Origin of the sequence: Virgibacillus chiguensis, from assembly GCF_900129865.1 — a bacterium.
In the GTDB taxonomy this organism is placed as follows: Bacteria; Bacillota; Bacilli; order Bacillales; family Amphibacillaceae; genus Virgibacillus; species Virgibacillus chiguensis.
Genome location: NZ_FQXD01000018.1, coordinates 18904 through 31437 on the forward strand (window position 1 = coordinate 18904; position 12534 = coordinate 31437).

The window sequence follows — 12534 nt, forward strand, 5'->3', positions numbered from 1 at the left end:
AACACTAGAATTTATTTGTTTCTCTAATCTAAAATATGTGTTTTTTGCAAAAAAGATTGTGTGAATGAATGGTATCTTTAGAAATAGGGTTCAGTCATAAAAAACTAGTTAGATATATTTCACTCATAAACACTCAAATGAACTTGGAGCGGTGCGTTTAAGAGCCCATTTAGCAAACGATGGCTTGCACTATGAGAATGCACGTTGTTATTCTTTATAAAAACTTGTTTTGTCGACAAGCCATATGGATAAACCTGTAAATTTCCTTATATTATGAACCTTTAAACATATATACTTTCCTAAAGTAGAATCACAAGTGGAGTTTTATCTTTCATGCTTTAAGATTTAGTTGTGTATAAAGTGTATATTGTATATAATGTGTATATGTTCTTCGTAGGAAGATGAAGAAGGCATAGGAGTGAAAAATAATGCAAATTTTAATTTCAAACAGTTCAAAAGAACCTATTTACCAGCAGATTAAACATCAAGTGAAAGAAAAAATATTATCAAGCGAATTAAGGGAGGGTGATGCTCTTCCATCAATGCGCCAGCTTGCGAAGGATTTGCATATTAGTGTTATTACTACAAAGCGAGCCTATGAAGAATTAGAAAAAGAAGGGTTTATTTATTCAATTACAGGCAAAGGTTCCTTTATTGCGGAGCAAAACCCAGACATCATCAAAGAAAAGAAATTAGCAACGATTGAAGACAAATTAGTAGAAGTGATTGCCAATAGTAAAGAGCTTGGTTTGTCGCTACAAGATATTAAAGAGTGGTTGACGATCTTATATGAGGAGAGATAAACATGGAACATGCAATTGAATTACAAAATGTACATAAGTCTTTAGGTGCGTTTCAACTCAAAGATTTGTCCATGCAGGTGAAAAAAGGCTTTGTTACAGGATTTGTCGGTGGAAATGGTGCTGGAAAATCGACGATTATGAAGATGATTTTAAATTTAATCCAACCAGATGCTGGAGTGGTTCGGGTGTTTGGATTGGAACATCAACAGAACGAAAAAGCGATTAAAGAAAAAATTGGCTTTGTGTTTAATGATAGCCTCTTTTATGAAGATTTGACTTTACGGGACATGAAAAATCTGATAGCGCCTTCTTATCAAAATTGGGATGACAGTTCATTTCAGCAATATTGCGATCGCTTTGCCCTCCCCCTTAAGCAACCGATAAAGTTGTTTTCAGATGGGATGAAGATGAAAGCATCACTTGCCATCGCGTTGTCGCATCATGCTGAACTCATCATCATGGATGAACCGACAACGAATTTGGATCCTGTTTTTCGTCGCGAATTGATTGAGCACTTACATGACGTCATGTTGGATGAGAACAAGACGATCTTTATGGCTACACATATAATGAGTGATTTATCTTCGCTTGCAGACTACATCACATTTATCGACAAAGGGGAGATCATCTTTTCTAAAGATGTACATCAATTGGAAGAAAAATTTGCTATTGTGCGCGGTGGGCTAGAACTGTTGGACCGTGATACAGAACAATATTTTCTATCTATCAAACGATCGAATAGTGGGTTTGAAGCTTTAACCTCAGATTACGAAACAGTGGTGAAGTTATTTGGTAGGGAAGCGGTAATTGAAAAGGCAAATTTAGAAGAAATTATGTATTATTCGCGAGGGGGGAAATCAAGTGGTTCAACTCATTAAAAAAGACCTTATCGTCCATAAATTTGGTTGGTTCATCTATTTTGCAATGCTTGCTTTTTATGTCTTATTAGGTAAACATGATTCAGAATTCATTATCGCATTATTAAGTGCTATTGTAACGGTATATGTTTTTTATTTTGATGAACATGCGAATGGACATAAATTATGGAACGCTTTGCCGTTTACGCGTAACGAATTGGTCAGTGCCCGCTATATCGTTCTTCTTATCAATACGATGATAACGAGTGGTGTATTTATAGTGATAAGTGTGATTATAAAAGGAGGTTGGGAGCAGCTTGCCTGGCAGCACATCGTTGGAGGCTTTGCTCTAGTAATTATTTGCAGTGCTTTATTTTTCCCATGTTTATATGGGTTTGCCCAGAGTAATAGAATTTTACTTTGGTTTATTTTATATGTTGGCTCTGTAGTAATAGGGATATATGTGCTAAGTGATATAGCTAGCAAAATGATGGATTCCACAACGAAAATGCCTTTATGGAGTGATGGAATGCTGTTTGGGTTAAGTTTATTCGCCATATGTTTATATTTACTATCATGGCTTCTATCGCTCATGATTTATAAGAAAAAGGAGATTATATAAAGATGGATGGAAGAAAGTGGGGAAAAGAAAAAATAATCCAATTTCTTAAACGATTCGGTTGGTACATTCATTTTTTAATCTTTCTCCTTTTTCAAGTATTATTCCAATTATTTGCTGAATCTAACGTTTGGGTAATTTTCAATTTAAATGATTATGGAAAATGGGCTGTTTCGGAATTTTATTGGTTAGTTGAAACATTCCATATACATCAAAGAGAGGAATTGAATTATGTTACAGTTGTATGGGGAATAGCTTTCATTTTGCATGGTGGGACATGTCTTATGAACAAGTATGTTCGCAAAAACCATACCATTCATGCAACGTATTCTCCTCCTGCTGAAGACGATTGGTGAGCGTATTGTTTTTAACGGCTAAATGGATTGTAAGGAAGCGTGTTTGTCATGCATATCAGGTTTCGTATCTATTGATACTGTATTAAGTTCATGTTTCAAAGAAGTAAGTACTTTTTTAGTTCGCTGGATTGGATAGTCATAACGAAGGGTGGAAATCAATGGATTACACAAATGAAGTTAGCCATTATATAAATAATGTAGAAGATAAATGGAAAGATGCCTTTGTAGAATTGAAAAAAACGATCGACCAAAAGATCCCTGATGGATTTGAGTTAGTTATGCAGTATGGTATGCCATCCTATGTAGTACCTCTATATATTTACCCTGACGGCTATCATTGCAAAAAAGACACACCACTACCATTTATTAGTATTGCAGCACAAAAAAATCATTTGGCCGTATACCATATGGGGATTTATGCAGATCAAGAATGGTTAGCCTGGTTTAAAGGCGAGTATCCAAATCATATGGATACGAAATTAAATATGGGTAAAAGCTGTATTCGATTTATCAATCCTAAAAAAATTCCCTATCAGTTAATTGGAGAGCTTGTTTCGAAAATGTCCGTAGCGGATTGGATTCATTTGTATGAAGGAAATAGTCAGATGTAAAGTGGGCAATAAAACGAGAAAGGCTGATAGTTATTTCCAATAGGAGAAAAACAGAAGCGTGCCAATATGAAAACGCATTTGTATCAGCACGCTTCATCATTTACATATCTACTTTTAATTGGTTTGCTTTGTTTGTTTGTGCTTTTTTAAAGAATAGGAACGTAAGCATAACGGTTAACACAGCACCGACAATAAAGGAAACATTCAAATCAAGTCGGAAACCGATTTGCGCATTTAAAATATACACAAATACCATATAACTCATGAAAATAGCTGGCACCATCGATACGAAGTAATTTTTTCCTTTCATAAATAAATACATCGTAGCTATCCATAAAGCAATAACTGCTGTTGCTTGGTTAGCCCATGAAAAATAACGCCATAAAATATTAAAATCGATTTTCGTTAAAATATATGAAATAACGAATAAAGGAATAGCGATGGACAACCGGTTAAACACTTTTTTCTGCCCAATATTTAAATAATCTGCAATAATGGAACGTGCGGCACGAAATGCAGTGTCTCCAGAGGTGATTGGTAAAACAATTGCTCCAAGTACAGCAATTGTTCCCGCAACCGCACCTAACAATGTGATCGCGATTTCATTTACTGCAGCAGATGCAGTACCTTCTGCAATAATACCGCTTAAGGTTTGTCCATCAAAAAGGCTCATAGCAGCAGCAGCCCAGATCATGGCAATGATAGCTTCAGCAATCATCATGCCATAAAAAATATAACGTCCTTGCGATTCCTTTTGTGTTGTTCTTGAGATAATCGGTGATTGTGTCGCGTGAAATCCGGATAGTGCACCACAAGTAATCGTAAAGAATAACAATGGAATTACCGGTAAGTTATCCGGATGCATATTGGTAAGGTGTAACTCTGGTATCTTGTAATCTGAGAATAATAACGAAATACCAATCGCTATTGTTCCAAATAAGAGAATAGCGCCTAGTACAGGATAAATTCGACCAATTATTTTATCAATTGGTAATATCGTTGATAGAAAGAAATAAAGGAAGATAGATCCTAAGATAATAGAAAAGGCAATCTTTTCATCTAACAATATATCAATTAGTGACGCTGGTGTCGTAACGAAAACAGTTCCAACTAAAATTAACAATAATAGAGAGAAGGCGTTTACAATATGTCTGGACGCTTTGCCTAAAAATCTCCCCGCTAATTCAGGAATATGTGCCCCTTTGTTTCGTATAGAAATCATCCCTGTTAAATAATCATGAACGGCTCCAGCAAAAATCGATCCAAGTACAATCCAGAGAAAAGCAACCGGTCCGAATAAAGCACCCATAATAGGCCCGAAGATGGGCCCAGTACCAGCAATATTAAGCAATTGAATCATTGCATTTTTATGCTTATTCATTGGGACGTAGTCTACCCCATCTTGCTTAGCGTAGGCAGGTGTACTCTTTTCATTATTCGGCCCAAATAACTTATCAATAAATTTGCCATACGTAAAATAAGCTACAATTAGTAAAATAATAGATACAATAAATGTAATCATGTATATCCCCCTTTGATATCATCTTGTTGAAAGCGTTTACCAAATACTAGTATACCTATTTATAAGGAAAGATGAAAGCATTTTGAGACAATATTCGACTATAATATAACGTGTTTTTAGGGTTTTATCCAACTGAATGGTAAGTGCCATTAGAAAAACTGGCATACCATCCATTCACCATGGATGAAAACGCTGTCGTTTTATGACATACCTTTATAAACTAGCTAAAATAATAAAAGTAACAATGCAAGGACAATCTATCCGAAAACGATCATACAGTTGTTCGTTAGTAATTAACTGGGTTTATGGAGGTAAATGTATTTTTTATCTAGCAGAATGATGCAAAAGGAGATTTCAAACATAATTATTGAAATGTTAATTTTTTTGTGATAATAATATAACAATACGATTGAGGAGGAGACATCATGAAAAGAACATTATTTGCTTTTTTAGCTGTAATTATTCTATTTTCTTTAGTAGCATGTGCAGGAGGAGAAAGTGGTGAACAAGAAGGAACATCCGAGCAAAATGAAAGCAAGAAGCGTTTAACCGTCGACCTGTCCGCAGATCCTGTTTCACTTGACCCGCATGCAGCTAATGATGGTACATCGCTATATGTGATGAATGCTATGTATGATACACTTGTTGCTATGAATAAAGAGTTGGAAATAGAACCTGCCTTAGCTGAAAGTTTGGAACAGGTAGATGAACTAGTTTGGGAAGCTAAGCTTAGAAAAGATGTTACATTTCATGATGGTAGTGAATTCAATGCAGAAGTTGTAAAGGCGAATTTGGATAGGGTTCGTGATCCAGATGTAGGTTCACCATTAGCGTTTTTATTTGATATGATTGATTCTGTGAGTGTAGTGGATGATTATACCGTGCAAATTAAAACGAAATTCCCTTTTGCTGCGTTACCATCACACTTAGCTCATCCAGGTGGACATATTATCAGTTTAGAAGCAATAAAAAAAGATTATCAACAAATGGAAGATGGAGGAGATCCATTTACGTATATTAATGAGCATCCAGTGGGTACAGGGTACTTTAAGTATGATGAGCGAGTGAATGGGGAGTATGTATCCCTTGTGAAAAATGATGCTTACTGGGGAAAAAGAGCAAAAGTTGATCAAGTGACCTTTAAAACAGTTCCAGAAGATGCAGCACGAATTGCTGAGCTAAGAACTGGGGAAGCTGATATTATTTATCCTGTTAATCCGAATGATGTGGAACAAATTAATAATAATGAAGAAACAGTTGTTCATGAGACAGAAAGTGCAAGTATGTCTTATCTAGGTATGAATAATAATAAAGAACCTTTTCAAGATAGTAACGTTAGACAAGCGATAGCAATGGCAATTGATAAACAAGAGCTGATAGACGGTGTGTTTTCAGGCGTACCATTAGTGGCAAATGGCCCTTTGGCACCAACAGTTGTTGGCTATAGTGATAGCTTGGAAGCAATCGATTATAATCTTGATAAGGCAAGAAAGTTATTGAAGGAAGCCGGCTATGAAGAGGGGTTTAGCGCAACCATTTTAGCATATGACCGTACGACTTCTGATGTAGCAGAATATATTCAAGTGCAGCTAGAGAAAATAGGTATTGATGTGAATATTGAAATGGCTGAGGTGGGAGCATATTTGGAAGTAACAGCAAATGGAAGCTTCGATATGTTTATCGGCAGCTGGGGTACAGTGACTCTTGATGCAGATTATGGTTTATATCCAATGTTTCATTCTCAAAATGCAGGTGCCGCTGGCAATAGGTCTTTTTTTAACAACGAACGAGTAGATGAATTATTAGAAAAGGCAAGACAAACATCTAATGAACAGGATCGCTTGCAACTTTATAAAGAAGCGCAGCAAATAATCATGGACGAAGCTACAATTGTTCCTTTATACCATTCGGTTCTCTTGGCTGGTTTACGTGAAGAAGTAGCGGGATTTTATCAATATCCAAGCAGTTTCCCATTTTTACGAGATGTGGAAAAAGAGTAGTGGCAATGAATTATTGATTATCAATGAGGGCGCATATCATGCTAATGTGAAACACGAAGTAATCACTATAAAAATATGCTTTTAAATGAAATTGAGCTTTATGATAATAAACGAAAGAGGTATATATGGTAGTCTTATCCGATTGTTAAATTATTTTTTGTCCGGATATAAGGTGCTGTAAGCTTCCACTTGTAATCTTAATAAGTCTACGCGTACGTAATAGCACCAGAGCCCCTTTTTCGTAAGAGGTCTTTAGTCATAACTTGGGCTATAAACAATCCGTGAGGGTGAAAGCCCCACGGATTGAATTTTTTTATCGGACGCTGATGCTGAAGGCGTAGTATGCTTCGCCTTGAATCTCTTTATTCCATTTAGCATAGACATTTAAATAATATCTCCCCTTTTCTTCTGGAGCGATATACTCATTGTTAGAAATAGATACCTTTTTCTCATCTTTGTTGGATATTTGGGTTACTTCAATGGTATCTGGAGGGACTAATGCACCAACATAATTCTCTGTAGCACTTGTTACAAATTGCAATCTCTGCCCAGATTGTACGGGGAATATTTTTTGTAGGGATATTGTTTCTTTCGGATCTTTAGGTTTAATGGAGCAATCAGATTTGTCCCAGCAATAAGAATAGTTTTCAGATGGGATTAAAATATTTCCCGCATCCAGGGATAAATCAGGTGGTCTAGTAGATGTTTTTTCCTTCACTTCCTTATTTTTAGATGGAATACGATTCGTTTCTTGTTCTGAGTTATTAGTCGTAGTGGTTTGCTTATCCGTTGATTCCTCATCTTCTGCTGTACACCCAATTAATAGTACGCCCGCTAAGATAAAAATAATAATTTTCTTCATAATAGCCTCCTTTGTTTTATTATGGGAAAGTGAAAGATTTAAGACTCCTGCTTCAAGAATTGGAGAAGTGCGTTGAGCAAGTCTGAGTGGGAGATAACAGCAGCTAAATCCCCAATTCGTTCGGTTACTAACATTCAGTGGAGAGTGAAATAACCCTGCTAAATGAAGATTCACTTTATTGTATAAACGATAGCCTTTCGTCAAAATGACTTTGCGATAAGCCAATACGTCTTATGAGCTTATGCATGAGCATGATACAGAGATGTACATTGCTACATTTACACAATAAAATATAGTCTACAATTGTAATCACAATTCCATTTCATAAAAAAATGTAATTTAAATTTTTCTGCGGCTAACTCCTAAAAAGGTCGATTTAAAAAAATTAAACTTATAAAAACACTGTATATAGTGGTTTTGTAATAAAATGCTATTTATAAAATAATTTAATACCCTTTTTGCTAATTATAAATCATTTTTAAAATAATTAGAATAGAAAAATAATTAAAATAAAAAAGCAGGAATTTTAGAAAAAGCAAAGAATATCATATATTATGTACGTTCTATAAGGTGATTGTATACAGTAATTGATTTTACCTATAAGTGGTCACCTCATAAAAGCGACTACCTTAGGTATGTAATGATGGAGGAGGCAACTCAGAAATACCAATAATTGAAATGATGTAAAAGGGTGATTACATTAGAAGGGGAGGGTTATTAATGAAAAAGGTACTTAACATGTTGTTGGTAGTAGGGTGTATAGTAGCCTTTTTGGCATTTCCTATTCAATCTTCAGCTGCAAGTAATAAAGGCGCTGAAGGAACTTTTCAATCCTATACGAAGCAGATTAATGATTATATGGTCGTTTATGCAAATAGAGAAGTTCCGCCAAGTACATATTATTACAATGTTGGTGGATGGTCAGGCACCTTGCGACTGGAACATTGGCAATCAACTGGATCAGGGGTAATTGCTTATTACTCTGGCAAGGTACGATGTGCAGCGCCATGTCCAATGTAAAAAGGGTTGAACTATGGTTATAGGTTTGACATAGGTTCTATGAAGAAGCGTTTTTTCTTTTCATAGACATAAGATTAACTAGAAAAATAGAGTATGGGGAAACGTTAATATGTTAAAAATCTGGTTATTCGAAATGAAAAAAATAACGAAATCTCTGTTCATATTTATAATGCTGGTGTTACTTATCTTCATCATACTGGGATACTTTGTTTTTGTATATGTTAATACGGTACGAACCGATGATATCATCATGGAGATCAAAGACAGGGTGTACCTGCAAGAACAGCATTTAGAAGATTTAAATCAATTAGATAATCAGGAAGAAGGTCAAAATAATACAGGCTTAAAAGAAGAAATAGACTTTCAAAAAGAGTATTTATCTAAAGAAAAAGATATGGTAGAAGCTTACCGTCAAAAGGACTGGTCCACCATTTTAGCTAAAGAAATAAAAGATGATGAGGACGCAGGAATTCATTCTACGAATAAAATAATATCCTATTCTACATTTCCAACAGCATTTACAACAGAAACCCGTTACCAAAAAAATAAATGGTTACGAGATAGAGGAATCCCACCAGTGCTTCCAATTGGTACATCATCATGGACAACAATGTATGATGTTGATTTTGGAGATAAGCGGGCAGAAGCATTTGTCAAAAATCAAAGCACAAAGTATTCCTCAACAGGAATTAATTTCTTATCCCACGTGTTTAAACAGTTATTCCATTATGTTGCACCAATATTTTTTGTTTTATTATTTGGTAATATGCTTACAAAAGAAGGCATAGGGAAAAATGGTCCCATTCAATTGTTACAAACCCAACCCATTCGTCTTTATCAACTGCTGATCAGTAAGTTGGCAGCTACGATGACAATAACTATCCTCATTTTACTTTGTGTAAGTATATTTTCTGTTCTAATGGGTACGATTTTTGATCGTTTTGGTAATTTGGATTACCCAGTTCTAATATACGAAACAGAACGTTCTTATCATTTTATAACAATGGGGGTATTTTTACTAAAAGTGTTTATTATTTCCATGATGGTTTTGTTATTTTGTTACTCCTTACTTTTTTTCTTTTCTGTGATAACGAGACATACGTTATCTGCTGTTGGGTTAACTATACTCGTCATTTTTATTACCCATCAATGGAATGAAGGTTTTGCAGAATCATTGATCTTTTCTTTTACTCCGTTTTCTTACTTTTCTGTAACAAAAGTTGTTACCAATGAATTAGCGGTAACACTAAATAACGAGTATTTTACTTATCCCACGGGACTGATAATATTAGGTTCCTATAGTATAATATTTTTTTTGGCAAGCTACTTTATTTTATTAAAACGTAGTAATGCTAAAAAATGATACTACTGAAAAAGGACATCATCCAACCTCAAAAAGGGGGGAATGCATGATTATTTCAATTCAAAACTTAAAAAAGCAATATAAAAAAGAATGGGTATTAAAAGGAATTCATATTGAAGTGAAAACACCTACCATCATTGCGCTAGTAGGGCCAAACGGGTCAGGAAAAACTACTTTGCTAAATTGTATGACTAATTTATTGGGATTTAGTGAAGGGGATATTTATTTACTTGGGAAAAAACATACAAATCCCTCTATATTTAAAGAGGTTTCTTACTTACAAGATAATCGAATTTTGTACGGTAATTTAACAGGCTACGATCATTTGAAATTTATTTGTGATGTACAACATATTCCACATAATCAAATAAAGCAGGTGGCAGAGAAAATTGGGATGACTTCTTATCTAAAAAAACGTGTAAGGAACTATTCTCTCGGAATGAAGCAACATCTACTTTTAGCAATGTCTATTATAAATAAACCAAAGCTACTATTAATGGATGAACCATTAACAGGTTTAGACCCATCGAGTGCGATAACCATAAGAAATGTTCTGCTAGAATTGCATCATCAAGGTACGACTATTATGCTTTCCTCGCATAACTTGGATGAAATAGACAGATTGACGAATACCATTTATTTTATGAAATCGGGTTTAATAATGGAAGAATCGCTTGCAGAACTTCACCAAAAACAATATATAGTAACTGTAAATGATGGGGAGAAGGCAATGAGAATATTAAAAGAACATGCTATACCATATAGATTCATTCAAACAAATCAACTATCCTTTGTAGAAATGGATCTAAAATTACCTCATTTTATTCAAAAGATGACTGAACATGAAGTATGCATTGAAGATATAGATAGCTATAAAACGGGAGCAGAACAGAGGTATCAGGAATTGTTTGAAGGGGTAGAATAAACATGACGTATGTAACATTTGAGCTAAAAAAGATGATGTTTGATAAAAAATTTCATCTGTTTATGTTGTTATGCATCTTGTTTGTCATCGGTATGTTTATACGAAATGTCATTTTTCAGCCCTATATTGAAAAAGAAGAACAAGAAATACTTGCTAAACATACGGAAACCGTACGATCCAATGAAGAAAGTATTCAAAATACATTGCATGCTGAACCTAATAATGAAAAACTGCAACATCTACTTTCCATTAGTGAACAACTATTGATTACGTTAACGGAGCTAAGAAATATACAAAACTCAAAGGATTGGAGAACAAAATTAACACTTGAAAATGAATTTTTATTTGCAGTAAAGGATTATAAAAAAGCAGAAGGTGACTTCCCGCTTTCTCTTATTGATATTGAGCAACGAATTGCAACCAACGAAAAACTCATCACAGATGATATAAAGCCACAACATCCAACCTTCAGTGTAGCGATGCCGAATTTTTTAAAGCTATTGACTAGTTTATTATTTCAATTTGGGGCTATTTTGTTCGTTATAGTGATAACAGGTGATATTTTATCATCAGAATATGAGCAACGCTCAATACAATTATTATTTACTCAACCTATAAATAAAAAAAATATTATTACGAGCAAATATCTTGTTTCTTTGTTCGTTTACATCGCTATGCTTTTCATATTTTTTGCAACTGCCATTCTAGTAAATGTACTTTTCGGTAAAAAAGGTACTTTCCAATATCCAGTTTTAATAGAGAATAATGGAGACATTGAATTTATATCTATTGCTGATTATCTATTTCAAGGCATCATAGTTACAAGTGCAACAGTATTCATGGTAATAATTTTAAGTATGTTTCTTGGGCTAATCCTAAAACATACTTTGAAGACTGTTATTGTATTAACGATAATTTTGTTTATAGGCTATTCACTCACTTGGGTTTCATCAAATTTTCTTCTTTGGTTTCATCCATTTCAATATGTATTAGCGAATGAACGTATTGTATATCAAAATGACACAGTTTGGTATCAAGGTATTTTCAGCATATTTTTAAGTACAGCACTTCTATTTTGGATAACGAAGCGAAAAATTAGCTCAAAATAGGGAAAAAAATAATTATATTTGTGATAGCTGTTTTTACAATAAAAAGTATCGATTTTCCGATAAATACTAGATAATACTATTTTAAGGATATTTACACATGAGATAAAACGATAATTAATAAGATGAGGGATATTTTAATCATTTTATCGTCGGTGACCATTTTTAAAAGTAACACAAGTGCTATGCCTGTGATTGGGTCATCTTCAATGAAAAGGATAGTAATAATATCCAAAATAGGTATTTCTTCATTTAAAATATCGAATGTACTTTCCAAGTTGCTCACCCTTTTTCTGTTTTTCATCATAAAATGTCGTAAACGCTTCCTACAAAACTCACCCATACAGCGAAAATAAAAAGTGAGAAATAACCGTACTAAATTTCGGAGACGAAATTGGAAGTGGACTATATATTATATGTATGACGTAGAATAATGCGATGGTAGAAATGCTGATGAGCAGAAAAAAGAAGGTATACATGTAAAAAAATA

13 protein-coding genes are annotated in these 12534 nt (G+C 34.2%); 10 read left to right on the forward strand and 3 right to left on the reverse strand.

The genetic code is table 11. The annotated features are described in order from the left end of the window. Window positions 1–428 precede the first annotated feature (428 nt). The 5 genes from BUB45_RS16255 (at window position 429) to BUB45_RS16275 (ending at window position 3246) form a co-directional block, all read left to right on the forward strand. Window positions 429–803 (forward strand): GntR family transcriptional regulator, encoded by a 375-nt coding sequence (locus tag BUB45_RS16255; RefSeq protein WP_073012140.1) that lies wholly within the window; start codon window positions 429–431, stop codon window positions 801–803. A 2-nt stretch (window positions 804–805) separates the two neighbouring features. After that, complete coding sequence (locus BUB45_RS16260) at window positions 806–1681, forward strand: ABC transporter ATP-binding protein (protein WP_073012143.1); 876 nt, start codon at window positions 806–808, stop codon at window positions 1679–1681. Further along, the gene (locus tag BUB45_RS16265; protein ID WP_073012146.1) at window positions 1665–2282 is read left to right on the forward strand and encodes an ABC-2 transporter permease; all 618 of its coding nucleotides are present in this window, start codon (window positions 1665–1667) and stop codon (window positions 2280–2282) included. Before BUB45_RS16260 ends, BUB45_RS16265 begins: the two co-directional genes overlap by 17 nt. A gap of 2 nt (window positions 2283–2284) precedes the next feature. After that, a complete protein-coding gene (locus BUB45_RS16270; protein ID WP_073012149.1) occupies window positions 2285–2635 on the forward strand; it encodes a hypothetical protein in 351 nt (116 codons plus the stop codon). 158 nt (window positions 2636–2793) lie between these two features. Further along, complete coding sequence (locus tag BUB45_RS16275) at window positions 2794–3246, forward strand: DUF1801 domain-containing protein (RefSeq protein WP_073012153.1); 453 nt, start codon at window positions 2794–2796, stop codon at window positions 3244–3246. A gap of 100 nt (window positions 3247–3346) precedes the next feature. On the opposite strand, the gene BUB45_RS16280 is transcribed toward BUB45_RS16275, so the two are convergent. Further along, window positions 3347–4768, reverse strand: coding sequence for a carbon starvation CstA family protein (locus BUB45_RS16280; protein WP_073012156.1), 1422 nt, complete (start codon window positions 4766–4768; stop codon window positions 3347–3349). Between the two features lie 425 nt (window positions 4769–5193). Here BUB45_RS16280 and BUB45_RS16285 point away from each other — a divergent pair, with 425 nt between their 5' ends. Next, window positions 5194–6768, forward strand: coding sequence for a glutathione ABC transporter substrate-binding protein (locus BUB45_RS16285; RefSeq protein ID WP_073012159.1), 1575 nt, complete (start codon window positions 5194–5196; stop codon window positions 6766–6768). A gap of 313 nt (window positions 6769–7081) precedes the next feature. Here BUB45_RS16285 and BUB45_RS16290 read toward each other — a convergent pair whose 3' ends face one another. Beyond that, window positions 7082–7630 carry a hypothetical protein gene (locus BUB45_RS16290; protein ID WP_073012162.1) on the reverse strand — a complete coding sequence of 183 codons (549 nt, stop codon included), beginning with the start codon at window positions 7628–7630 and terminating at the stop codon, window positions 7082–7084. Between the two features lie 720 nt (window positions 7631–8350). On the opposite strand from BUB45_RS16290, the gene BUB45_RS16295 reads away from it, so the two are divergent. From BUB45_RS16295 to BUB45_RS16310, 4 genes are all read left to right on the forward strand, one after another. Continuing rightward, the gene (locus tag BUB45_RS16295; RefSeq protein WP_073012165.1) at window positions 8351–8650 is read left to right on the forward strand and encodes a hypothetical protein; all 300 of its coding nucleotides are present in this window, start codon (window positions 8351–8353) and stop codon (window positions 8648–8650) included. Window positions 8651–8783: 133 nt separating this feature from the next. Beyond that, a complete protein-coding gene (locus BUB45_RS16300) occupies window positions 8784–10013 on the forward strand; it encodes an ABC transporter permease (RefSeq protein ID WP_212590786.1) in 1230 nt (409 codons plus the stop codon). A gap of 46 nt (window positions 10014–10059) precedes the next feature. Next, entirely contained in the window at window positions 10060–10938 is an 879-nt protein-coding gene (locus BUB45_RS16305; RefSeq protein ID WP_073012170.1) for an ABC transporter ATP-binding protein, read from the forward strand. Window positions 10939–10940: 2 nt separating this feature from the next. After that, the gene (locus BUB45_RS16310; protein WP_073012173.1) at window positions 10941–12047 is read left to right on the forward strand and encodes an ABC transporter permease; all 1107 of its coding nucleotides are present in this window, start codon (window positions 10941–10943) and stop codon (window positions 12045–12047) included. A 91-nt stretch (window positions 12048–12138) separates the two neighbouring features. Here BUB45_RS16310 and BUB45_RS16315 read toward each other — a convergent pair whose 3' ends face one another. Further along, complete coding sequence (locus BUB45_RS16315) at window positions 12139–12351, reverse strand: hypothetical protein (RefSeq protein ID WP_139300191.1); 213 nt, start codon at window positions 12349–12351, stop codon at window positions 12139–12141. Between the last annotated feature and the right edge of the window lie 183 nt (window positions 12352–12534).

Excerpts from the sequence above, each read along its gene's own strand:
- BUB45_RS16315 (WP_139300191.1), bottom strand. The coding sequence starts at position 12,351 with ATGATGAAAAACAGAAAAAGGGTGAGCAACTTGGAAAGTACATTCGAT.
- BUB45_RS16260 (WP_073012143.1), top strand. The coding sequence starts at position 806 with ATGGAACATGCAATTGAATTACAAAATGTACATAAGTCTTTAGGTGCG.
- BUB45_RS16290 (WP_073012162.1), bottom strand. The coding sequence starts at position 7,630 with ATGAAGAAAATTATTATTTTTATCTTAGCGGGCGTACTATTAATTGGG.
- BUB45_RS16255 (WP_073012140.1), top strand. The coding sequence starts at position 429 with ATGCAAATTTTAATTTCAAACAGTTCAAAAGAACCTATTTACCAGCAG.
- BUB45_RS16275 (WP_073012153.1), top strand. The coding sequence starts at position 2,794 with ATGGATTACACAAATGAAGTTAGCCATTATATAAATAATGTAGAAGAT.
- BUB45_RS16270 (WP_073012149.1), top strand. The coding sequence starts at position 2,285 with ATGGATGGAAGAAAGTGGGGAAAAGAAAAAATAATCCAATTTCTTAAA.
- BUB45_RS16305 (WP_073012170.1), top strand. The coding sequence starts at position 10,060 with ATGATTATTTCAATTCAAAACTTAAAAAAGCAATATAAAAAAGAATGG.
- BUB45_RS16295 (WP_073012165.1), top strand. The coding sequence starts at position 8,351 with ATGAAAAAGGTACTTAACATGTTGTTGGTAGTAGGGTGTATAGTAGCC.
- BUB45_RS16280 (WP_073012156.1), bottom strand. The coding sequence starts at position 4,768 with ATGATTACATTTATTGTATCTATTATTTTACTAATTGTAGCTTATTTT.
- BUB45_RS16300 (WP_212590786.1), top strand. The coding sequence starts at position 8,784 with ATGAAAAAAATAACGAAATCTCTGTTCATATTTATAATGCTGGTGTTA.
- BUB45_RS16285 (WP_073012159.1), top strand. The coding sequence starts at position 5,194 with ATGAAAAGAACATTATTTGCTTTTTTAGCTGTAATTATTCTATTTTCT.
- BUB45_RS16310 (WP_073012173.1), top strand. The coding sequence starts at position 10,941 with ATGACGTATGTAACATTTGAGCTAAAAAAGATGATGTTTGATAAAAAA.